This is a genomic window from Umezawaea sp. NPDC059074, from assembly GCF_042738955.1.
GTDB lineage: Bacteria > Actinomycetota > Actinomycetes > Mycobacteriales > Pseudonocardiaceae > Umezawaea.
On sequence record NZ_JBHYHC010000104.1, the window covers coordinates 1 to 21,997 of the forward strand.

Sequence of the window (21,997 nt, forward strand, 5' to 3'; positions counted from 1 at the left end):
TGGAAAGACGCCTTGACAAAGCGAAAGAGGGTGGGGGCGCAAAAACAACCGGGGGCCGGCCGGGGTGGGGGTTAAAAGAACCTGCCGGCATGGTGCGGTTGGTCCCGGTGCGAGTGCCGGCCGGGGGCCGGAAGACATTTGGTCCAGTCCCGCGCGGTGCGAGTGTCGGCCGGGGGCCGGAAGAGAGAAAGAGCAGTTCCGATCGGTGCGAGTGTCGGCCGGGGGCCCGGTTGCGTCGTGGGTGGGTAGGCAGGTAAGCCCAAGCCCAAGCCCAAGCCCAAGCCCAAGCCCAAGCCCAAGCCCAAGCCCCGCCCCGCCTGCTCCAGCCCCGCCTGCTCCAGCCCCGCCTAGCCCAATCCCGCCCAGCCCCAGTCGAGTCCTGGCCGCTGGTGTTGGGTGTGGGCTGTTGGGGCGCGCGGAGCACCCCGTCCTGGGGTATGGAAGCGGGGTGTCCGCGCGTTGCACCTGGCGAACGGAATCTCCCCCTACCCGAGGAGCGTTAAACCGATGTCAGCTGCGCCCGCGACCCTGACGATGTACTCCACTTCCTGGTGCGGATTCTGCTACAGCCTGAAGAACCAGCTGAAGCGTGAAGGCATCGAGTACATCGAGGTGGACATCGAGCAGACTCCCGGTGCCGCTGACTTCGTCATGAGCGTCAACGGGGGGAACCAGACCGTGCCCACGTTGCACTTCCCCAACGGCTCGACCTTGACGAACCCCTCGATCGCCCAGGTCAAGTCGCAGTTGGTGTAGTGCTGGTCGCCGTGCCGGGCGTCCCTGCCCGGCACGGGACGAGCCTAGGAAGGCTCGGTGCGCGGTGGAAGTGCCAGGAACGCGGGGATCGTGGTGGGCCAATGACGGAGTGGTCACGTGAACGCCCGGCGAAGTCTGCGTAGGCCCTCGTCCACGTCGTCGGTGGCGATGAGGCCGTAGCCGAAGACGAAACCCTGTCGTGGTGGGTGGTCCACGCCGCAGAGGATCATGGAGTGCAGGGCCACGTCGTGGTGGCGTGCCCTGGTGATGATGGCCTGGTCTTCTCCTGGGCGGTCCGTGCGGAGCCAGGCTGTGACGTGGAGGCCCGCCGTGCTGGTGATGGGCTCCAAGAGGTCGGTGAAGTCCTGGTCGAACGCCATGGCCATGCGGTCTCTTCTGGTGCGGTAGACGCGGCGCATTCGTTTCAGGTGTGCTGAGAGGGAACCGGAGTCGATGAATTCTGCCAGTGCGCCCTGAAGTGGGCCGGTGGAGTGCCAGTCGGCCAGGTGCTTGGCTTTGCGCAGTGCCGAGTGCAGTGGGGGTGGGGCTACGCAGAAGCCGATTCTCAGGGTGGGGAGCAGGACCTTGGAGAACGAGCTGACGTAGACGACTCGGCCGGTGCGGTCCAAGGCGTGCAGTGGTTCCACCGGGCGGCCGGTCCAGCGGAATTCGCTGTCGTAGTCGTCCTCGATGATGACGGCGTCCGTGCGTTCCGCCCAAGCTAGTAGGGCGAGTCTGCGGGAGAGGCTGAGCGCGTAGCCGAGGGGGAACTGGTGGGACGGGCTCGTGTAGACGAGTTTGGCGTTGGTTGGTAGGTGGTCGACGACTAGGCCCTCGGCGTCTACGGGGACGCCTATGACGTGGAGGCCCAGTGATTGGAACAGGCGTTTGACGGGTGGGTAGCCGGGGTCTTCCACGGCTACCACGTCGCCGGGGGCGAGCATTACGCGGGCGATCAGGTCTACCGCTTGTTGGACGCCTGCGGTGATCATGATGTCGGCCGGTGTTGCTCGGACCGCGCGGGAGACGCCTACGTGGCGGGCGATGGCCGCGCGTAAACCGGCGTGGCCAAGGGGTTCGCCGTACTTGCCCAGGGTGGTGGCGGAGTTGCGGAGTTGGCTGGACAGGAGTGCGCGCCAGGTGGCGAAGGGGAAGTGGGTGGCGTCCGGCATTCCTGGGCGGAAGTCGTACCTCGCCGTGGTCGCCGACATGTCCGGTGGGTCGGGCATGGTGTCCCACATCGGTCTGGGGCGTAGGGGGGAGTTGGGTGCCTCGTGGTCCTGGTCGTTGTGGAAGGGCAAGTTGCTGACGAAGGTTCCTACGCCTACTCGGCTGGTCAGGAAGCCTTCCGCCGCGAGCTTCTCGTAGGCGGCGTTTGCGGTGTTGCGGGATACCGCAAGGGTTGTCGCCAGGTCGCGTGTTGGTGGCAGGGCCTCGCCGGGGCGTAGGCGGCCGTCCAGGATGGCGGCGCGGACCTGCAGGTAGATCTGGGCGGTCAGGTCACGTCGGCCGTCCAGGGTCACGTGCAGGTCCACGCTCGGCACCTCTTCACAGCAGGGGGTCGCCCATCAGACCAGGGTGACCGCGTACACCTCCACACGGGGGTCGTCGGGGAACGTGATCGACTGGAGGACCTTGGCGGGGTCGAGTGGCAAGGACTGGCCGAACAGGCGTACCGGTGGGCCGTCGACGCCTTGGCCCGCCTTGATGCGGTGGGGCATGTCCAGGACGACGGTGCTGCCGTTGGGGGTGGAGCCCGCCCAGTCGCCTACCGTGACGGAGACCTGGGTGCTGGTTCCGTCTGCGTAGCGCAGGGTTACTGCTCCTGTTACGGGGCCGTTGTGGGAGGACGACACGAGTTTGACCGCGCTGTAGTTGCCTTGCGGCAGGAGGACTGCTTGGCCGCGGGTTTCGACGAAGTTGGGTGCTGTGCCCGTCGCGTCCGGCGTCGAGTACGTCACGCCGTCCCACGCCACTGTGCCCGCTGCGGGTAGCAGGTCGCCGTCGTAGCTCCAGCCCTGGCCGTCGAAGTCGCCCTGGGTGGACGCCGACACCGTTGCCGCGCCGTCGTGGTTGCGTTCCCGGCCTAGGTCCACGGCGCACTGGTTGTTGGTGACGGTGGCGCAGCTGCCGGCTGCGCGGATCTCGATGGTGGCGGTGCGGGTGACGTCGCCCGCGCTGACCTTCACCTGGTACTTGCCGGGTGCCGCGTTGGCCGGGACGCCGATCGGCAGTGTCACGGTCTTCTGCACCGGCATCCGCTTCGACTCGATCAGCAGGGGAGCGCGTTGCAGCGTTGAGCTCCAGCCTGGGGGCACGACGACCTTGAGCGGCACGGAGAGCGTGCCCGGTGACTGGCCGAGGACGTCGAGGCTGAGGGTGATCGTCTGGGCGGAGGCCTTGGTGGGGACGATCGCGGAGGCGGGGCGCACCGACGCGTCGACGTGCTCGCGGCCGTCGGCCGGGGCCTTGTTGATCGACGGGGGTTCGGAGCCTGCTTGGGTTCCCCAGGCTGACGGCGTGGTGCCGACCTGGTAGGCGAGGGTTCCGCCTCGGGCCACGGACTTCCAGTCGAGCCACGTCTTGGTCTGGTTGCCGCCGTTGAACTTCACGGTCTGCACGTAGCGGTTGGTGTCGGTGACGCCAGGGGCGGTGACGGTGAGGGTTCCGCCTTGCTTCGCGCCGTACTGTCCGATTCGGACGGTCGCGGTCTCGAACTGGGGGCTGGACAGGGCGAGGAAGTCGCCGCCGCTCATCGTCGGGTACATGCCGAGCGAGGAGAACACGTACCACGCCGACATCGTGCCCAGGTCGTCGTTGCCGGTCATGCCGTCGGGGCCGGTGGTGAACAGCGTCATCGCCGCGCGCACGACGGTCGCGGTCTTGGCCGGGGCGCCGGACCACAGGTACACGTACGGGGCGAGGAGGTCCGGCTCGTTGTTCGGGTTGTACGTCGGCTTGCCGTAGTAGTCGTACGGCTGGGTGATCCAGTCGCGGCGCGCGGTGCCGGCCGGGTCGGCGAGCAGCTTGTCGTAGACGAAGAAGTCGTCCAGGCGCTTGGTGGTGGCCGCCTTGCCGCCCATCAGGCCGACCAGCCCGGCCGGGTCCTGCGGCACCAGCCACTGGTACTGGTACGCGCCGCCCTCGTGGAACTGGTGCCCCGCCTCGACCGGGTCGTACGGCGCGAGCCAGGTGCCCTCGGCGGTGCGCGGCCGGAACTGGGAGATCGAGGAGTCCCACAGGTTGCGGTACCACTGGCCGCGGCCCGCGAACATGGTGGCGTCGGCGGTCTTGCCGAGGCCCTTGGCCATCAGCGCGAGCGCCGCGTCGGCCGCCGAGTACTCCAGCGTCGCGGAGGCGGGGTGCACGCAGTCGTTGTCGCCGCCCTTGTGCGCGCAGTCCGTGCCGAGGGTCAGGCCGGACGGCACGTAGCCGCGGTCGTTGTAGTACTGGACGCCGGAACGCCCGTTGTAGGGGGAGTCGGCGGGCGGGAGGCTCGTGGCGTTCTTGCGCAGCAACGCGTACGCCTCCTCCTCGTGCCCGGCGAGCAGGCCCTTGGACCACGCCTCCACCAGGAACGGGGTGACCGGGTCGCCGGTCATGATGTTGGTCTCGCTGTTGGCGAGCGCCCAGCGCGGCAGCCAGCCGCCGTCCCGCCCGGCGGCCACCAGCGACAGGGCGACGTCCCGCGCGACGTCCGGGCGCAGCATCTCCAGGAGCTGGTTCTGCGGCCGGTACGTGTCCCACAGCGAGAAGTTCTGGTACGGCGTGTACCCGGACGCCGTGTGCACCGCGCCGTCGAACCCGACGTACTTGCCGTCCACGTCGCCCGCGAGGTTCGGGTGCAGCAGCGAGTGGTAGAGCGCGGTGTAGAACGCGGTCCGGCGCTCGACCGAGCCGCCGCCGATCGCGATGGAGCCGAGCTGCGCGACCCAGTCGTCGTGCGCCTTCCGCTTGGTGGCGTCGAAGTCGAAGTTCGTGGTCTCCGCCGCGAGGTTCTTCCGCGCGCCCTCGGCCCCGGTGTAGGACAGACCGACCTTCACCACGACGTCCCGGTCGGCGGTGGCGTCGAACGTGACCCACGCGCCGTTGGAGCCCGTCCCGGCAGCATCCCGGCCGCCTGGCGTGGTGGTGGACCCGCGCCACGAGCCGAAGGCGGCGAACGGGCGGTCGAACGTGGCGGTGAAGTACACCGTGTGCTCGTCGTGGCCCGCGCAGAACCCGCCCGCCTTGACCCGGCCCTCGACCGTGCGGTCGCCGACGACGTGGACCTCGGAGTCGAACACGTTCTGGTTGGCCTTGCCGGTGTTGAACAGGATGTTGGCCGCGCCGGTGGCCGGGAACGTGTGCCGCTGCCAGCCCGTGCGGGTGGTGGCGGTCAGCTCGGAGTTCACGCCGTACTTCGCCAGGCCGACGCGGTAGTAGCCGGGCGTCGCGGCCTCGTCGGAGTGGGAGTACGCGGACTTGTAGACGTTCGGGTCGACGCTGGTGACGGCCCCGGTGGTCGGCATCATCGGCAGCTCGCCCGCGACACCGCAGCCCACGCCGGACAGGTGGGTCTGGCTGAACCCGAAGATCGTGCCCTGCTGGTAGTCGTACCCGCCCTGCCCGCCGGTGTCCGGGCTGACCTGCACCATGCCGAACGGCGCGCTCGCGCCGGGGAAGGTGTTGCCGAAGTTCTGGGTGCCGACGAACGGGTTCACCAACCCGGTCGGGTCCTCGGCCGCCTGCGCGGCGGGCGGCGTGGCCAGCATCCCCGCGACCAGCGCTCCGGCGAGCACGGCCGCGGCTCGGGTTCGTCTGCTGCGCACCAGGTCCTCCTCGATGACACCGTTGTCATGCCCCACAGTGGCCTATCTGCCACGCACCGTGTCAGGAGGTCAGCCGGGCTGTCAACGACTCGAACGAGAACCGACAAGACAAAACAGGAATCGATCAACGACGAAGTAGTCCACCGACCAGCGCCCCGAACGCGAGGTGGTCGGCGTACTGCGGCCACCTCGGCAGCGCCCGGATCGCCGGGTACCGCCGTCCCACGACCTCCAGGTCCAGCACCGCGATCCCCAGCCCCGCAACGGCTCCGCCGACGACCCCGAACGGCCGCCGCCGGTGGACGGCGGCGAGCACCGCCGTCCACCCCGCGGTGATCACCACGTGGGCCAGCGCCCCGCGGAGCGCGGGGGAGCGGCGGCCGGGGAGGAGCGTCCCGGCCGCCCGCGTCGCGGCGAGCACGTCGCCACCGGTCGCCAGCGCGTGCACCGTGGACGGAGCCCCGCTCAGCACCCCGGCGACCACCCCGGCCCGCAGGGCCCGGTTCACGACCCGCCGCCGTGGGGCCGGGTGACGTGCAGCGCCGCTCTGAACCCCCGGCCCGAGGGTCCGGTTCATGACCCGTTGCCGTACGGCGGGGTGTCGTGCGGCGTGGCCCTGCACTTCGGCGACCATCCCGACCCGTGGGCGCGGTTCACGATCCGCTGCCGTACGGCCGGGTGATGATCTCCAGCGCGTGGCCGTCCGGGTCGTCGAAGTACACGCCCCGGCCGCCGTCGTGGGTGTTGATCCGCCCCTCGTCGCGGTGGTGGGGATCGGACCAGTAGGTGATCCCGCGGTCCTTCACCCGGCCGAAGATGGCGTCGAAGTCGTCCTCGTCGACCAGGAACGCGTAGTGCTGCGACACCACCTTCCCCTGCGTCGCCATGAAGTCGAGGGTCGTGTCCCCGTCGGTCTGGACGGTGATGAACGGCCCGAACGGCACCGGCGCGGGCAGGCCCATCACCTCCGCCAGGAACTCCGCCGACGCCCTCGGATCCTTCGCCGCCACGATCGTGTGGTTCAACCGCACTGCCATGCTGGTGGAGCCCCCTTTTCGCGTTGTTCCGAACCACCGACGGTAGAACCTCGGGCGCGCTGAAGGTCAAGTCGCCGGTTTTTCTGTCGGACCCCCCTCGTAGGATCGCGGCCATGTCCTCCCCCGACACCGAGACCCACGTGAGCGAAGCCCGTGAAGTGCTGCACCGGGTGTTCGGGTACGACGCGTTCCGCGGCAGCCAGCAGGACGTCATCGAGCACGTGGTCGCGGGCGGCGACGCGCTCGTCCTGATGCCGACCGGTGGCGGCAAGTCGCTCTGCTACCAGATCCCGGCGCTGGTCAGACCAGGCGTCGGGGTGGTGATCTCGCCCCTGATCGCGTTGATGCAGGACCAGGTCGACGCGCTGCGCAACGTCGGCGTGCGCGCGGGGTTCCTGAACTCCACGCAGAACCCGGACGAGCGCAGCATGGTCGAGTCCGAGTTCCTGGCGGGGGAGCTGGACCTGCTGTACCTGGCGCCGGAGCGCCTGCGGCTGGAGTCGACGCTGCGCCTGCTGGACCGGGGCAAGGTGTCGCTGTTCGCGATCGACGAGGCCCACTGCGTGTCCCAGTGGGGCCACGACTTCCGGCCGGACTACCTGGCGCTGTCGGCCGTGCACGAGCGCTGGCCGGACGTGCCGCGCATCGCGCTGACGGCGACGGCCACAGAGGCGACGCACAAGGAGATCGCGACCCGGCTGAACCTCCAGGAGGCCAAGCACTTCGTCGCGAGCTTCGACCGGCCGAACATCCAGTACCGCATCGAGCCCAAGAACGAGCCGAAGAAGCAGCTGCTCGACCTGCTGCGCACCGAGCATGCGGGCGACGCGGGCATCGTCTACTGCCTGTCCCGCGCGTCGGTGGAGAAGACGGCCGAGTTCCTGGTGCAGAACGGCATCCCGGCGCTGCCGTACCACGCGGGGCTCGACTCGGGCGTCCGCGCGGCGAACCAGTCCCGCTTCCTCCGCGAGGACGGGCTGGTCATGGTGGCGACCATCGCGTTCGGCATGGGCATCGACAAGCCGGACGTCCGGTTCGTGGCGCACCTGGACCTGCCGAAGTCGGTGGAGGGCTACTACCAGGAAACCGGCCGCGCGGGCCGTGACGGGCTGCCGTCGACGGCGTGGCTGGCGTACGGGCTCCAGGACGTGGTGCAGCAGCGGAAGATGATCGACACGTCGGAGGGCGACCAGGCCCACCGGCGGATGCTCGGCATGCACCTCGACGCCATGCTCGCGCTGTGCGAGACGGTCGACTGCCGCCGCACGAGGCTGCTCGCCTACTTCGGCCAGGAGGGCACGCCCTGCGGCAACTGCGACACGTGCCTGTCGCCGCCGGAGTCGTGGGACGGCACCATCCCGGCGCAGAAGCTGCTGTCGACGGTGTACCGGCTGCACAACGAGCGCAGGCAGAAGTTCGGCGCGGGCCAGGTGATCGACATCCTGCTGGGGAAGAAGACCGCGAAGGTCATCCAGTTCGACCACGACTCGCTCACCGTGTTCGGCATCGGCGCGGACCTGCGCGAGACCGAGTGGCGCGGCGTGGTCCGCCAGTTGCTCGCCCAGGACCTGCTGGCCGTGGAGGGCGACTACGGCACCCTCGTGCTCACGCCGGGCAGCTCCGAGGTGCTGGGCCGCAAACGCGAGGTCATGCTCCGCCGCGAACCAGAACGCGCTCGCGCCTCGAAGCCCGCCCGCACCAGCAAGGCCGCCGCCGTGGCGGTCGACATGCCCGCCGAGGCGGCCCCGGTGTTCGAACGCCTGCGGGCCTGGCGCGCGGCAACGGCGAAGGAACAGGGCATGCCCGCGTACGTGATCTTCCACGACGCGACCCTCCGCCAGATCGCCACGCTCAACCCCGGCTCGCTGGAGGAACTGGGCACGGTCAACGGCGTGGGCGAGAACAAGCTGGCCAAGTACGGCCAGCAGATCCTGGACACCCTGGCCGAGTAACCACACCTCCGCAGCCCCCCACCCGGACCGGGCGGGGGCCTGCGGCGTGTCCGGGTGAGGTTCGGGGGCCGGGCGTGCCTGGGTGGGGTTCGGGGACCAGGGCTGGCCGGCGTGGCCGCGGTTCGGGGGCTGGACGGCGAACGCGGGCGTGGGTTCGGAGCCGGGCCGGCGTGTCCGGGAGTGGCTAGGTGGCTGGGCCCGGTTTGCGTGGATGCGGTTCGCGGGCAGGCCTGCTTGGCACGACTCCGAGGCTGAGCCCGGTCTGCCTGGGCAGGGTTCGATGCCGGGTCTGGCCGGCATGGGCTCGGTTCAGCGGCTGGTCCTGGCTGGTCCGGGTGCTGCTGGGGATCGGGCCCGGCCTGCGTGGGTGTGGTTCGGGGCCGGGCCGGTGTGTCCGGGTGTGGTCAAGAGGCTGGGTCTGGCCTGCCTGGGCGTGGTGCGGAGGGCGGCCCGGCCCTCTTGGGCGCGGTGGTCGAGTGCGGGGCCGGATTTCGGATTTTCGCTCGGGCCGGGGAAATCCGCGTGCGGGTGCGCTCGGCTAATTTGGGGCACCGCCTCGGCGACACCCCTCAAAACAACCCTTTTCAGCGCGCGGCTCCTGCCGCGGACCCACTTCGGGAACGCGGCCGTTCAGTTGGCGGGAGTGCGGTCCGGCGCCATTATTCGTGGACATCGCTCTCCGTTGTCCCGGCGTTAGCGAGCGGTCCGACCCAGTTCTCCGCTTGATGGATCACGACGTGCCGAAGCTCGTCCCATCATGCGTGATCGGCGCAGGTGTGCATGTCAGAGCCCTGGTGACCGTGCCCTCACGAGTGGCTACTCACCGCGTTTTCCGGGGTGGTTCGAGACCGATCGGTGACGAAGATTGCTCCGAACAGTCGTATTGACGTACGTCCGCGAGACATAGTGTGATTCGCCGAGCGCGGTTTCCGTTGGTCAAACGGAGTGCGAGAGTGTTGGCCCGCGCTTTACCTGGTGTACACCCGATCGCATATGAGGGGTCGATTTTCTTAATGAGCATCGAGTTGGCGTTGAAAGAGTCCATGACCATCCCCGGTGCGCTGGGCGTGGCGCTCGTCGACTACGACAGCGGCATGGCGCTCGGCACGATGGGCGGTGGTGACTGGTTCGACCTCGAGGTCGCCGCGGCGGGCAACACCGAGGTGGTGCGCGCGAAGCTGCGCGTGATGGCGTCCCTCTCGCTGAACGACAGCATCGAGGACATCCTGATCACCCTGCACCGCCAGTACCACCTGATCCGCCCCCTGACGACCGCCAAGGGCCCCACGACGCTGTTCCTCTACCTGGTGCTGGACCGGGAGCGCTCGAACCTCGCCCTCGCCCGCCACCAGTTGAAGCGCATCGAAGGCAACTTGACCGTATGAGCGCCGCGGAGGCCAGAAGGGCGGGCGCCGCTCCGCTGCCGACGCGAAGGCCGTCTTCCACGTCCACGAAACCCCTCCCGCTGGGACCACTGGTGACACAGCCGCCGTTCGACTCGTCCGAGATGAACGCGACCCTCCAGAAGATCAAGAGCCAGGTCGACCGGGTGACCGGGCTCCTGGTGGCCACGCAGGACGGCCTGGTCCTCTCCAGCGACACGAGGGACGTCGAGAACGAGAGCGTCGCGGCCATGTCCGCGGCGGCCATCGGGCTCGCCGCGCAGTTCACCGCGCAGGCCGGGGTCGGCGAGCCGCGCACCGCGATGTTCGAGGGCACGTCGGGCTACGTCTGCGTGTTCCCGGTCGAGTCGTCGCTGCTGCTCGTCGTGTTCGGCGAGCGGGACATCACCATGGGGCTGTTCACCATAGCGGCCAAGCAGGCGTTGTCGTTGCTCCAGCACGCCGTCCTCCGCCAGCGCGTGCACACCGTGCGCGCGAACCGGCGGGCGTACTTCGTCGACGAGCCGCAAGAGGGGTGACCGCCCACCCTTCCCCGTTCGCGGGTGAAGGGGTGGGCTCCCCCGCGAAATGCGGTGGACGAGTCGGCGCGACGAATTCCGCCGACGATTTCTTTGATTGTGGAACGTGACGGTTCAGATTGGCAACGGCGATTGCCGTGGCCTTTCTTCGGTTGGTCACGTCGATATGACGCTCCGTGTCGGCCGAGGGTGATCGGACGTCCGGACGGGTCGCGGGTGCAGCGCGCTTGTGCTCGTCAGACGCTGTGTCACCTCGATCTCGCGGACGGTGACCCTGTCACCCACCGTGTTCTCGGTGGTCACCCCGTGGCACGGTTGCTCCAATCGGACGGTTTTCCGTGCGGGTCCGCGAGGGGGTGTGATTTGCTGTGCGCGCTGCTTTCACCGATGCGGAAATGTCCGCTCGGTACCGGGCACGCGCCCGGTCACCTGTGAAGGGTTCACATTCTCCATGAGCATCGAATTAGCCTTGAAAGAGTCCATGACCATCGCCGGTGCCGTGGGGGTGGCGCTGGTCGACTACGACAGCGGCATGTCCCTGGGCACGCTCGGCGGGGGTGACTGGCTCGACCTCGACGTCGCGGCGGCGGGGAACACCGAGGTGGTGCGCGCGAAGCTGCGGGTCATGGCGTCGTTGGCGCTCAACGACACCATCGAGGACATCCTGATCACCCTGAACCGCCAGTACCACCTGATCCGGCCGCTGTCGGCCGCCAAGGGCAACCCGACGCTCTTCCTCTACCTGGTGCTGGACCGCGAGCACGCGAACCTCGCGCTGGCGCGGCACTACCTGAAGCGCGTCGAGGCCAAGCTGACCGTGTAGCCGGATCGGGCGGCGGGCCGGTCAGCCCACGATCCGCCGGATCACGCTGATCGGCCCGATGTCGTCGATGTTGGCGATCTTCACCGGCACGCCCTCGGTGGACGCGTGCACCGCCCGCACGTTGTCCACCGCCATGGCCACGTGGGACTGGCCGGAGTAGTAGATGATCAGGTCGCCCGGCAGGACCTCGGCGCGCGACACCGCCCGGCCGGTGGTGGCCTGGGTGTAGGTGACCCTCGGGATGGACACCCCGGCCGCCCGGTACGACGCCTGGGTCAGGCTGGAGCAGTCCCACGTGTTGGGGCCGTTGGAGCCGAACACGTAGGCCTTCCCCCGCTGCGCCAACGCGAAGTCCAGCGCCACCCCGGCCGCGCCCGCGGGGGTGTCCACCGCCGACGTGTCGCCCTTGTTCGCCAGCACGGCCCGGTCGGTGGAGCTCAGCGAGTTGTACTGGGTGCGGGCGGTGCCGATCTGCTCGACCAGCTTGACCCGGCGCTCCTCGATGTCCGTCACGAGCTTGTCGGCCGCGGCCGACGCCTCCGACGCCCGCCTCTGCGCGTCCTTCGCCCCGGCCTGGGCCGCCGCGGCGTCGTTCAACGCCCCCGACAACGCGCCCAGCGACGCGGCCTGGTCCGCGGCGAGCACGTCCATCGCCGACATCCGGCTCAGGAAGTCGGTCTGCGAGTCGGACACCAGCAGCGCCGACAGCCCGGTGAACCTGGCCCCCTGGAAGGACGCCTCGGTCAGCAGGTCGACCTTCGCCCGGTACTCCTTCTCCGCGGCCGACGCCTTGTCGAGGGCCTGACCCGCCGTCACCATGTCCTGGTTGGCCCGGTTCAGCTCGCCCAGCTTCGTCCGCTGGTCCTCCTGCGCGCGCAGGTGCTCCTCGTTGAGCACCTCGGCGTCGTGGGTCAGGCCGGTGTACTTCTGCAACGCCTCGGAGGCGTTGGGCGGCAGGGGTTCGGCGTGCGCGGCGGGTGCAGGCGCGACCACGAGCGCGGCGAGGACCGCGGCCGCGAGTGCGGTTCGAGTGGCGCGCCTGCCGACCTGGGACGTCATACCCGGCTGTACGGAACGTGAGCACTCGCGGTTCAGAATTCGTTGCGAGCCCTTCCAATGCGCCTTGACCGCTTTGTCCGTGGTCGCTAACGTTTCTGGTCTAGACCACATGTACAAGCGACAACCTGGATCCGCTGACCAGCGGAAACTCGTGGTCGAGCGGTGCTGTGTCAATTCCGCCGCGTTGACACGTCACGGATCACGTTTCCACTGCACGGGTTCCCACCCTGTGGTGGGGGGATCTCGCACTCCCACCTGGGAACCGCCATTCCTTCCAGAGGAGCTGTCATGAGCTTTCGGAGCAAGATCGCCGCGGCGGCGGTCGCCATCGGCGTCGCACCCCTGATCGTCGTCCTCGCACCCGCGGGAACGGCGAGCGCGCACGGCTACATCTCGTCCCCGCCCAGCAGGCAGGCGAACTGCGCCCAGGGCCGGGTGTCGAACTGCGGCGAGATCATCTACGAGCCCCAGAGCGTCGAGGGCCCGAAGGGCGTCAAGAACTGCCACGGCAACAACTCCCGCTTCTCCCAGCTCAGCGACGAGAGCAAGGGGTGGCCCGCCGCGTCGGTCAGCGGGACGATCAACTTCAAGTGGGTGCTGACGGCCCGCCACGCCACCAGCACGTGGGAGTACTTCATCGGCAGCACGCGGATCGCCGTCTTCAACGACGGCGGCAAGCAGCCGGGCGCGACCGTGAACCACACGGTCAGCCTCGGCGGCCGCACCGGTAGGCAGAAGATCCTCGCGGTGTGGAACATCGCCGACACGGCCAACGCGTTCTACTCGTGCGTCGACGTGCAGGTGAACGGCCTCGCGGCCGGAGCGAAGACGCTGGCGCCCCTGTAGGCGCCCGCACCGGACCCGCGCTCCCGCCCACGGGGGCGCGGGTCCCTTCGCCCGTCCCGAGAACCCCGCCGCGGAGGACCATGAACCCCCAACGGATCGTCCTGCTGGTCACGGCCGTCCTGCTGCTCGCCGGCTGCGGCTCGGCCCCCGCGAAAGCCGACTACAACGCGGCCGACGTGATGTTCCTCCAGATGATGCTGCCGCTGCACGCCCAGGGCCTGGAGCTGACCGGGCTGGCGAAGGAGCGCGCGGTGAACCCCGCCGTGCGCGACGTCGCGGAAGAGCTGGATTCCGTGCAGCGCAAGGAGTCCGAGACCATGACGGGCTGGCTCACCGCGTGGGGGCAGCCGACCGCGATGAACGCCGACCCCGGCGCGCACGAGCACCACGGCGGCCTGCACCAGACGAGCCCGGCCGAGATCGCCGCGCTGAAGTCCGCCCCGGACACCGAGTTCGACACCACGTTCCTCAACCTGATGACCGGGCACCTGCACAACTCGGTGGAGCTGACCAAGACCGAACTGGACGGAGGGGGCAACGCGCGGGCCAAGGAGCTGGCCACCACGATCCGCGAGTCGCGGTCGAAGGAGATCAGCCGACTGCTGGGCCTGGTCGGGTAGCCGGCGGTCCGGCGAGCCACGCGTCGCGGGAGGTCCACGCCAGCAACGTCGACGGGCTCTCGAACCGGCGTGGCGCGCCCGTGAGCGGGTCGGTGAAGGAGAGCACCTTCGCCAGCAGCTGCAACGGTTTCCGGTAGTCGTCCAGCGCCGTCTCGGTGAGCACGGGGTAGAAGTCGTCGCCGAGGATCGGCACGCCGAGCCCGGCCATGTGCAGCCGGAGCTGGTGCGTGCGCCCGGTCCTGGGCAGCAGCCGGTAGCGGCCGAGCCCGTCGCGGTGCTCCACGAGTTCCACGAGCGTCTCGCTGTTGGGCGGGCCGTCGAGTTCCTGCGCCGTGATGACGCTCTTCTCCTTGACGATCCGGCTGCGCACCGTGCACGGCAGGTCCAGGTCGGCGCGGAACGGCGCGACGGCCTCGTACTCCTTGTGCACCACGCGATCCCGGAACATCGTCTGGTACGCGCCGCGGCGCGCGGGGTTCACGATGAACATGATCAGCCCGGCGGTCACCCGGTCCAACCGGTGCGCGGGCACGAGGTCCGGCAGGTCCAGTTCGCGCCGCAACCGCACCAGCGCCGTCTCCAGGATGTGCTTGCCGCGCGGGATGGTCGCGAGGAAGTGCGGCTTGTCCACGACCAGCAGGTCGTCGTCGCGGTGCACGACGCCGATCTCGAACGGCACCGCCACCTCGTCCGGCAGGTCCCGGTGGAACCACACCGAGGAGTTCGGCACGAACGGCGCGTCCGGCGGCACCGGCCCGTCCATGTCCACGATCCGGCTCTCGCGCAGCATCAGGTCGATGCGCGCGGGGTCCACTTTGGGCAGTCGGTCGACCAGGTGGTCCCGCAGCGTCGTCCACGGTCCCTCCGCGGGCATCCGCAGGCGGGCGGGGTCGAGGCCGTGCCGCTGGGGCAGTGGGGGCTTGAGCTTGCGTCTCATCGTCGGGCAGCGTATCCGTTCCGGTCGTGGTCCCCGGCGCGGTCGCCCGACCGGCTTTTCCGGAAAACGCGCGCGACAATGGTGAATGCATGATCGACACGTTCACGTCCATAAACACATGCCGCACTCTTGAAATAGGTGCGGTAACGCCCCTAATGTTTGCCTTCCACGTCGCCGCCGCCGTGGCCACGGAAGGGACAAAGATGTCACGACTGCTTTCCAGGGTGCGCGTGTTCGCACTCGCGGCGGCCGCTCTCGCCGGAATGGGACTCGTCGGCGCGCCGAGCGCGCAGGCCCAGGTCGAGTCCGGGAACTGGATCTCCTACTCGCCGTCGTACACCGTCCAGCAGAGGGGCTGCGGCGTCGCCAACGGCCTCACGTTCCAGCTCACCTGCTCGACGGCGAGCGGCGACCAGAGGGCCGAACGGCGGTACGCCAACTACTCCGGCAGCGCCGCCCGCCAGTTCGAGGGCACGTTCCGCGTGAGCAGCCTCGCCGGCACCAGGATCAGCCTCAAGCAGACGTTCAACGACTCCGAGCCCGGCCCGTACTACATGCTCGCGGTCGAGCGCGGCGGGCGGCTCTACGCCGTCGAGGGCGGCGCCACGATCGCCACGGGCGCGACGGTCGGCACGTCAGTGCGGGTGAACACGGTCCACCGGATCGGCAACAACCACAAGACGTACATCAACGGGTCGCTGAAGTACACGGTCTCCAGCCCCGGCGGCAACTTCTACGACAAGTTCGGCGCCTACCGCACCAGCTCGGGTCAGGGCCCCGCCACCGTCGTGTGGAGCGGCATCAAGTTCTGGCACCTGTAAGCCCTCGAACGCCCTGCCGTTCCCCGGTGTGGGAACGGCAGGGCCCCGACCCCTGGCGCCGCCCCGTGACGAAGCACCGCTTCCTGCTCCTCGCCGTCCTGCTCAGCGCTTGTGCCGCGAAAACCGATTCCACGGCGGAATTGACCGCCGTTCTCGACACCCCGTTGAACGCCACGATCAGCTGGCACGACAACACCCCGAACACCGCGGGCCACGCCGTGGAATACGCGACGGACCCGAACGGCGAGTACACGACCCTCCAATTCGCCCCGGCCGAGCAGACCGCGTACAAGCACCCGGACCTCATTCCGGCCACCACGTTCTACTACCGCGTCCGCCCCTATTCCGGCCCCACCACGGAGGCACGGGAAATCACCCTCCCACCGGGCGAACTCGACGACGCGACCCAGGCGACCGACCACGGCTGGATGGTCCCTACCACGGTTCCGGCTCCGGGAACGACCACCACCGAGTCCGTCCGCACGGGCGGCGGCACCCCGACGGACTTCCACGCGACGATCATGCACGCCAACGGCATCAGGTTCACCTGGACCGACCACGCCAACGACGAGGACGGCTACCTGCTGGAAGTGAAAGCCGTCAACGCCAACACCTTCACCCCGGTGGCGGTCATGGACCCCAACATCAACTCCACGGGCCTCATCACCCTCCCCACGGAGAAGACCGCGACCTACCGCGTCCGCGCGTTCTACTGGGGCAAGACCTCGAACACGGCCCACGTGAAATCCGGCCCCGACCCGGACGCCAGGTAGCTTGGAAGAACCATGAAACCCCTGCTGCTCCTGGACATCGACGGCCCGCTCAACCCCTGGGCGGCGAAGCGTGACGCCAAACCACCGGGCTACCGGGAGCACAGCTGGCGACTCTCCAGGTGGAGCCGCCGCAAACCGCTGGTCATGTGGCTCAACCCGGACCACGGCAGGCAGCTGACGGACCTGGCCACCAGAACCGGCCTGCAACTGGCCTGGGCCACCACCTGGGAACACCAGGCCAACACCATGGTGGGCCCGGCACTCGGCCTACCGCCGTTGACGGTCATCGAATTCGGCCCACCACAACCACACTGGAAGTTCCGCGCGGTGACCAGGTTCGCCCGCGACCGCCCACTGGCCTGGCTGGACGACGACTTCGACCTCTACCCCAAGCACAGGGACGACTTCCTCACCCGCAGGCAAGGCACACCAACGGAACTCGTCCGAGTCGACCCGCACACCGGCATCACCACCGACCACCTGACCACAGTGGAGCAGTGGGCAGCGACGCTGTAACCATTGCGACACAAGGAAGACAGAACAGAGCGGACGCTGGAAGTCGCACACAGCAACGGAAGCACGCAACCGTGGTCGATTTTACTTGGGGGATTTGAGCCTTAAAATTGGAGATCGGGCAGAGCTTTCGGGCACTGCCTTTTGGCCCGATCAAGGCTCAAATCTAGGGGCCCCAAGTCAAATCGACCACCCCCAACGTAACCAAGCCCCGGACCACCCCCAACGTAACCAAGCCCCGGACCACCCCCAACGGAACCGAGCCTCCGGACCACCCCCACAGGAGCGACCCGAGCCCCAGGTCACTCCTCCTCCTTGTCCTCCCCGCGCTTCCGCAGGAAGTTGAACCCCGGAATCCCGAGGATCGCCTGCCGCACGTCGTTGGTCACCTCGAGCAGCTGGTGCACGTCCGGGCCGACCTTGTCGAGTGTCGCGAGGATCGGCAGGACGTCCGAGATCACGTGTTCCGTGATCACCGGCAGCTGGTCCACCAACCGGATGGCCGCCTCGATCTCGTGCGGCGACAGCTCCTCCACGAACCGCTTCAGCAACGGCATCGCCCGGCGGGCCAGTGGCGAGAACTCCTCCAGCAGTTCGTGCGCGGTCTTAGCCGTCGACTCCGCTGTCGCGACCACCCCGGTGGCCTTCGACGTGATGTCCACGACCTCCGACACCACGGCGTCGGCCGCGGTCGACACGCGGCGGGCGTCGGCCACCACGACGGCCGCGGCGGCGCTCACCGTGCGGGCCGACTCGACGACCGCCTCGGCCGACCCGACCACGGCCTCGGTGCGGGTCACCAGCGCGTCGGCTCGGGTGACCACGTCGTCGACTCGGCCGACCAACGACTCGGCCGCGTCCAGCAGCCCGAGCACTCTCCCCGGCACCGCGGCGACCGCCACGGCGGAGTCGACCGCCCATCCGACGGTCGACTTCGCCAGGCCGAACAGCGCACCGGGATCGGGCAGTCGCATTTCCATGCGCTCCACTCTGCCCTACCCGGCGCGGATCTTCAGTTCTTGATCGCGAACACCGGCCAGCGGCCCGTGTGCTCGGTCTTGCGCGACGCCTGGTTGATCGTCGAGGCGATGACGCTGATCCCGTTTCGATTCTCGACGAAATCCGCGTAGAACACCGTGTCGGCCCCGTTGTTGTACGGGATCACGACGTCGAACGGCGTCGTCACGGCTCCCGTGGCCGGGGTCCAGCGCTTGGCGACCAGGCGCTTCTGGTCGGCGGTCGCGTAGACGACCTCCACGCTGTCGCCGCTCGCGACGATGTCCTTGAACAGCGACGTGGTGGAGTCGAGCGTCGTGCTGGTCCACGCGCCGCCCGCGTACCGCGCCAGGACGATCTTCCGGCTGGTCGACGTGCCGACGCCGTAGCCGAGCACCACCGAACCGTCGGTCAACCGCCACGCCACGGGGTTCTCCTCCGGCAGGTCCTTGCCCGCGGGCAGATCCGTCGGACTGGTCGTGACCACGCTGGTCTGCGCCAGTTCAGCACCGGTGATGGACGTTCCGAGACTTGTGCCACCGACCGTGCGCAGCGTGTAGTCGGCCGTCTCGAAATATGCGACGTAGATGTTCTTCCCGCCGCCGTTGTGCCCCTTCGGGCCGCCGTGCATCGACCACGTGAGGTAGACGCGGCTGTCCCGCTGCGTCACCCCGAAGGCGTAGACCTCCGCGTACTTGTCGGCGGTCCGCCCGGAGTCGATGAGCGTCCTCGGCGCGGACCACGTCAGGCCCGAGTCGGACGACGTGATGAGGCGATAGGTTCGGTAGGGGTAGGCGATGTCGGTGTTCTGGCTGTAGAACAAGTAGATGGTCCCGCCGAGGAAGATCGGTTCCAGGTAGCCATTCCGGTCGGTGCTGATCTGCCGCGCGGTCCACGTTCCGGAAATGGAGTGCGCGGTGGGCGCCGTGTACATGTGCGCCGATACCGTGTGCTGCGCCCGGAATACGGTCAACCGGCCGTCCGGCAATTGCTTCAACACCGGATAATCGTGGTACGCGTTGTCGTGCGTGAGGTTGAGAGCGGCCACGCGGACGCCCGCCGACCACGAATTGCTCGCGTGGTCGTAGGCCTTGAGGTAGATGTCGTGGTTGGTGCTCGAGTACGCCACGAACGTCTTGCCGACGGTGGCGTCGTAAAGGGCCGCGCCGTTGGTGCGCAGGCATCCGTACACGTAGGCGTTGGTGACGGTGTCCAGCGTCGCGGCCGCCTGGACGGGCGCGGCGGCGGCGATCGGGGGAGCGGACGTCGTCGCCGCGCTCAGCGCGACGGCGGCCAGCAGGGCGGCCAACCGTCGGCGGAACAGTGGGCGAACAGCCATGAGGATTACCTCCACGACATTTCTTCCGGTCTTTCCGGCAGGGGAGGGGTCGTGGAGAATTGAAATGCTCGCCAACGACCCGGACAAGGAGGAACGGCCATTGCGCCCACTGGTCGTTCGAATAGTCCGGTCGGTGACGCTACCGGCAGTCGAACTCGTCCGGCAAGCGCTGATCGGTCGGTTCTTCGAGGGCTTTTCGAATGTTCGTGTATGTGAACTCGGGTGGTTCCGCGGGGGGTCGCGTTTTTCCGGATTGGCCGGTGAGTGGTCCACCGGGACGCGCCCGGCCGCGTTGCCCCCTGCCGGCGGCGGGCCGCCGTGGCGGACCCGCTAGCGCCGGACGGGTGACCCCGATATCGGCCGCGCTCGAACGGGTGACGTTTGGCGGGGCTCGAAACTCCGAGAGGTGCGGTCGTTGACTTTTTTCCGCGATCGGACTATTAACTGCGTTTGGTTTGGTATTGTCGTCACATTCCGCCCGTTCGACTCGTTGTGAGGTTCGACCCATGGCCCAGAAGGTTCTCGTCCAGCTGATCGACGACCTGGACGGCACGAGCAGTGAAGACATTTCCACGGTGCAGTTTTCACTGGATGGTGTTACCTACGAGATCGACCTGAATGAGGCCAACGGCGCGAAGCTGCGCGATGGTCTGGCCAGTTTCGTGGCCGCCGCACGGCGCACCGGTGGTCGCGCCAAGCGCGGCACCGCCACGATCGTGGGCGGCAAGCCCGCCGGAGAGGGGCGGAGCAAGGAGCAGACGCGGGCCATCCGCGACTGGGCCAAGGCGAACGGCCACGAGCTCGCGGACCGCGGACGCATCCCGGCCAGCGTGGTCGACGCGTTCGAGTCCGCCCACCGCTGATCCGCACAGGTTTCCCGCTTCACGCGCGAGAGCCCCGAGCCGCTACCGGCCTCGGGGCTCTCGCGCGTCCGGGGACGCCTGTCCGGGGACGGCTGGGCGGGAGGAGACGGCTCGGTTGGCGAAGGCACGGGCGACGAGCCCGGAATGGGCGGGGTGCGGCGGCAGCGCGGTCGCTCGGGTCGCAGGCGTGGGCCGAGCGGTGAAACGCGATGGGCCGCTTGGCTGGGCGCAGCCGAAGTGGGCCCCAGCGGTGATCCGCGGGCGGCGGGTGTGCGCAGGGCGGGGCTGGGGACAGCCCGGATGTGCGGACCGGGCTGAGGCAGTGATGGGAGCCGGGTGGCAACGGTCGCCACGACTTCGAGCGGTCGTGGTCGGCACCTGCGGGATGTTGCCGGGGTCGGAACAGGCCCCGAGGGGTCAGCCGTGGTCGGCTTGGTTGTCGTGGTGGGTCAGGGCGGTGAGGACCGCGTCGCTGGCTTCCTCGATGACCGCCAGGCGTTCCGGGCCCACGGCCTCGATGAACCACGCCCGGACGTTGGCCGCGTGGTGCGGGGCGGCTTCGGCGATGGCGTTGCGGCCCTCGTCGGTCAGCACGATGTCGGCGTAGCGGGTGTCCTCGGCGCACGGTTCGCGGCGGACCAGGCCCCGCTGGGCCATCCGCGTCAGGTGGTGGGACATGCGGCTCTTCTCCCAGTCGGTGGCCTCACCGAGTTCGAAGGCGCGCATCCGGCCGGTGGGGGACTCGGAGAGGTTGACCAGGATCTCGTAGTCGGATCCGGACAGGCCGAACTCGCGCTGGAGGTGCCGGTACAGGTGCGTGCTCAGCTGCCTCTGCATGCCCAGGAAGCTTCGCCAGGCGCGCTGCTCGTTCGCGTTCAGCCAGGGGTCTTCGCTCACGGCGGCCATCCTACGGGGTGGGTTGACGCATCACCTGGACGCCGGGTGAACCGGACGGGCCCCCGCCGCCGAACACGTCCTGGTGCCCCGAGCCCCACACTCGGGGCACCCCGTCCCTCAGGCGCCGGACTCGGCGGCCTTGACCTCGCGGAAGCCGTCCTCGCTCAGACCGCGCCGCCAGTAGCCGGAGATCGACAGCCGGTCCTTGGTGACGCCCCGCTCGGCCATCAGCGCGCGCAGCTCCTTCACCATCGCCGCCTCGCCGTGCACGAACGCCTGCGTGTCCTCGCCGGGGAACTCCAGCGCGCGCACCACGTCCACCAGCGACCTGCCCGCCGACCGGTGCACCCACGTCAGCTCGACCGCGCCGGGGCTGTCGAACTTCTGCTCCTCGTCCGGGCCCTCGACCTCCACCACGACCCGCGCCCGCGCTCCGGCGGGCAGCCGCTCGATCGCCGCGCCGATGGCGGGCAGCGCCGCCTCGTCGCCGAGCAGCAGGTGCAGGCCGTGCTCGGCCGACGGCGCGTAGCCGCCGCCGGGGCCCAGGAGCGAGAACTCCTCGCCGGGCTGCACGGCCGCGGCCCACGGGCCCGCCACGCCGGCGTCGCCGTGGTGCACGAAGTCGATCGCCAGCTCGCGGGCGACGGGGTCGAAGTAGCGGACGGTGTAGGTCCGCACCACCGGCCACTGGTCGCGCGGGAAGTCGCGGCGGACGGCCTGCATGTCGAGCGGCTGCGGGTAGTCGACGCCCGGCAGCGGGAACAGCACCTTCACGTACGCGTCGGTCCGGTCGTTGGGGACGAAGTCCTCCAGGCCAGGGCCTCCCGCCACGACGCGGATCATGTGCGGGGTGACCCGCTCGGTCCGCAGCACGCGCAGCGTGGTGACCGAGCGGCGGTCCCGTGCGGGGGCGTCGCTCGCAGGGGCGTTGCTCATCCGACCTCCTGGGAGTGGTTCATCCATTTAGGTTAGCCTAAGTTGGCGGGGCGGGCCCGTGTGGCGCAGCACGCGCCCCCTGAAGATGTGCTAGGGG

At 69.1% G+C, this 21,997-nt stretch carries 21 protein-coding genes; 11 read left to right on the plus strand and 10 right to left on the minus strand.

Annotation, left to right across the window (positions count from 1 at the left end; all coding sequences use genetic code 11):
- The first annotated feature begins 507 nt into the window (after positions 1 to 507).
- Positions 508 to 756 carry a mycoredoxin gene (locus tag ACFWW9_RS33720; protein ID WP_390386192.1) on the plus strand — a complete coding sequence of 83 codons (249 nt, stop codon included), beginning with the start codon at positions 508 to 510 and terminating at the stop codon, positions 754 to 756.
- Positions 757 to 869: 113 nt separating this feature from the next.
- Here the strand turns inward: ACFWW9_RS33720 and ACFWW9_RS33725 are convergent, their stop codons facing one another.
- The 4 genes from ACFWW9_RS33725 to ACFWW9_RS33740 all read right to left on the minus strand — a co-directional run bounded on the left by ACFWW9_RS33725 (position 870) and on the right by ACFWW9_RS33740 (position 6,604).
- Positions 870 to 2,291 (minus strand): PLP-dependent aminotransferase family protein, encoded by a 1,422-nt coding sequence (locus ACFWW9_RS33725; protein WP_390386193.1) that lies wholly within the window; start codon positions 2,289 to 2,291, stop codon positions 870 to 872.
- A gap of 33 nt (positions 2,292 to 2,324) precedes the next feature.
- Entirely contained in the window at positions 2,325 to 5,510 is a 3,186-nt protein-coding gene (locus ACFWW9_RS33730; protein WP_390386219.1) for a GH92 family glycosyl hydrolase, read from the minus strand.
- Positions 5,511 to 5,691: 181 nt separating this feature from the next.
- On the minus strand, positions 5,692 to 6,075 hold the full coding sequence (locus ACFWW9_RS33735; RefSeq protein WP_390386194.1) for a hypothetical protein: 384 nt from the start codon (positions 6,073 to 6,075) through the stop codon (positions 5,692 to 5,694).
- A gap of 145 nt (positions 6,076 to 6,220) precedes the next feature.
- Positions 6,221 to 6,604 carry a VOC family protein gene (locus tag ACFWW9_RS33740; protein ID WP_390386195.1) on the minus strand — a complete coding sequence of 128 codons (384 nt, stop codon included), beginning with the start codon at positions 6,602 to 6,604 and terminating at the stop codon, positions 6,221 to 6,223.
- 113 nt (positions 6,605 to 6,717) lie between these two features.
- Between ACFWW9_RS33740 and recQ the strand changes: the two genes are divergently transcribed.
- The 4 genes from recQ (at position 6,718) to ACFWW9_RS33760 (ending at position 11,300) form a co-directional block, all read left to right on the plus strand.
- Positions 6,718 to 8,556, plus strand: coding sequence for a DNA helicase RecQ (gene recQ, locus ACFWW9_RS33745; RefSeq protein ID WP_390386196.1), 1,839 nt, complete (start codon positions 6,718 to 6,720; stop codon positions 8,554 to 8,556).
- A gap of 1,013 nt (positions 8,557 to 9,569) precedes the next feature.
- A complete protein-coding gene (locus ACFWW9_RS33750; RefSeq protein ID WP_390386197.1) occupies positions 9,570 to 9,941 on the plus strand; it encodes a hypothetical protein in 372 nt (123 codons plus the stop codon).
- A 92-nt stretch (positions 9,942 to 10,033) separates the two neighbouring features.
- A complete protein-coding gene (locus ACFWW9_RS33755; protein WP_390386198.1) occupies positions 10,034 to 10,477 on the plus strand; it encodes a roadblock/LC7 domain-containing protein in 444 nt (147 codons plus the stop codon).
- Between the two features lie 451 nt (positions 10,478 to 10,928).
- Positions 10,929 to 11,300, plus strand: coding sequence for a hypothetical protein (locus ACFWW9_RS33760; protein WP_390386199.1), 372 nt, complete (start codon positions 10,929 to 10,931; stop codon positions 11,298 to 11,300).
- Between the two features lie 21 nt (positions 11,301 to 11,321).
- Here ACFWW9_RS33760 and ACFWW9_RS33765 read toward each other — a convergent pair whose 3' ends face one another.
- A complete protein-coding gene (locus tag ACFWW9_RS33765; RefSeq protein WP_390386200.1) occupies positions 11,322 to 12,359 on the minus strand; it encodes a C40 family peptidase in 1,038 nt (345 codons plus the stop codon).
- 288 nt (positions 12,360 to 12,647) lie between these two features.
- On the opposite strand from ACFWW9_RS33765, the gene ACFWW9_RS33770 reads away from it, so the two are divergent.
- Both ACFWW9_RS33770 and ACFWW9_RS33775 read left to right on the plus strand, forming a co-directional pair.
- Positions 12,648 to 13,205 (plus strand): lytic polysaccharide monooxygenase auxiliary activity family 9 protein, encoded by a 558-nt coding sequence (locus tag ACFWW9_RS33770; protein WP_390386201.1) that lies wholly within the window; start codon positions 12,648 to 12,650, stop codon positions 13,203 to 13,205.
- An 80-nt stretch (positions 13,206 to 13,285) separates the two neighbouring features.
- Positions 13,286 to 13,825 carry a DUF305 domain-containing protein gene (locus tag ACFWW9_RS33775; protein WP_390386202.1) on the plus strand — a complete coding sequence of 180 codons (540 nt, stop codon included), beginning with the start codon at positions 13,286 to 13,288 and terminating at the stop codon, positions 13,823 to 13,825.
- Here ACFWW9_RS33775 and ACFWW9_RS33780 read toward each other — a convergent pair.
- Positions 13,797 to 14,762: an RluA family pseudouridine synthase gene (locus ACFWW9_RS33780; RefSeq protein WP_390386203.1), complete on the minus strand. Its 966-nt coding sequence runs from the start codon at positions 14,760 to 14,762 to the stop codon at positions 13,797 to 13,799. The genes ACFWW9_RS33775 and ACFWW9_RS33780 overlap by 29 nt on opposite strands.
- Before the next feature lie 203 nt (positions 14,763 to 14,965).
- Between ACFWW9_RS33780 and ACFWW9_RS33785 the strand changes: the two genes are divergently transcribed.
- The 3 genes from ACFWW9_RS33785 to ACFWW9_RS33795 all read left to right on the plus strand — a co-directional run bounded on the left by ACFWW9_RS33785 (position 14,966) and on the right by ACFWW9_RS33795 (position 16,872).
- The gene (locus ACFWW9_RS33785) at positions 14,966 to 15,583 is read left to right on the plus strand and encodes a hypothetical protein (RefSeq protein ID WP_390386204.1); all 618 of its coding nucleotides are present in this window, start codon (positions 14,966 to 14,968) and stop codon (positions 15,581 to 15,583) included.
- A gap of 65 nt (positions 15,584 to 15,648) precedes the next feature.
- Complete coding sequence (locus ACFWW9_RS33790) at positions 15,649 to 16,356, plus strand: fibronectin type III domain-containing protein (RefSeq protein ID WP_390386205.1); 708 nt, start codon at positions 15,649 to 15,651, stop codon at positions 16,354 to 16,356.
- A gap of 12 nt (positions 16,357 to 16,368) precedes the next feature.
- On the plus strand, positions 16,369 to 16,872 hold the full coding sequence (locus ACFWW9_RS33795; protein WP_390386206.1) for an HAD domain-containing protein: 504 nt from the start codon (positions 16,369 to 16,371) through the stop codon (positions 16,870 to 16,872).
- A 299-nt stretch (positions 16,873 to 17,171) separates the two neighbouring features.
- Here ACFWW9_RS33795 and ACFWW9_RS33800 read toward each other — a convergent pair whose 3' ends face one another.
- Complete coding sequence (locus ACFWW9_RS33800) at positions 17,172 to 17,849, minus strand: hypothetical protein (RefSeq protein ID WP_390386207.1); 678 nt, start codon at positions 17,847 to 17,849, stop codon at positions 17,172 to 17,174.
- A 32-nt stretch (positions 17,850 to 17,881) separates the two neighbouring features.
- Positions 17,882 to 19,204 carry a BNR-4 repeat-containing protein gene (locus ACFWW9_RS33805; protein WP_390386208.1) on the minus strand — a complete coding sequence of 441 codons (1,323 nt, stop codon included), beginning with the start codon at positions 19,202 to 19,204 and terminating at the stop codon, positions 17,882 to 17,884.
- A gap of 506 nt (positions 19,205 to 19,710) precedes the next feature.
- On the opposite strand from ACFWW9_RS33805, the gene ACFWW9_RS33810 reads away from it, so the two are divergent.
- Positions 19,711 to 20,067, plus strand: a complete 357-nt coding sequence (locus ACFWW9_RS33810) for an Lsr2 family protein (protein WP_390386209.1) — start codon at positions 19,711 to 19,713, stop codon at positions 20,065 to 20,067.
- Positions 20,068 to 20,484: 417 nt separating this feature from the next.
- Here ACFWW9_RS33810 and ACFWW9_RS33815 read toward each other — a convergent pair whose 3' ends face one another.
- Both ACFWW9_RS33815 and ACFWW9_RS33820 read right to left on the minus strand, forming a co-directional pair.
- The gene (locus ACFWW9_RS33815) at positions 20,485 to 20,964 is read right to left on the minus strand and encodes a MarR family winged helix-turn-helix transcriptional regulator (RefSeq protein ID WP_390386210.1); all 480 of its coding nucleotides are present in this window, start codon (positions 20,962 to 20,964) and stop codon (positions 20,485 to 20,487) included.
- A 117-nt stretch (positions 20,965 to 21,081) separates the two neighbouring features.
- Positions 21,082 to 21,900 carry a siderophore-interacting protein gene (locus ACFWW9_RS33820; protein ID WP_390386211.1) on the minus strand — a complete coding sequence of 273 codons (819 nt, stop codon included), beginning with the start codon at positions 21,898 to 21,900 and terminating at the stop codon, positions 21,082 to 21,084.
- Between the last annotated feature and the right edge of the window lie 97 nt (positions 21,901 to 21,997).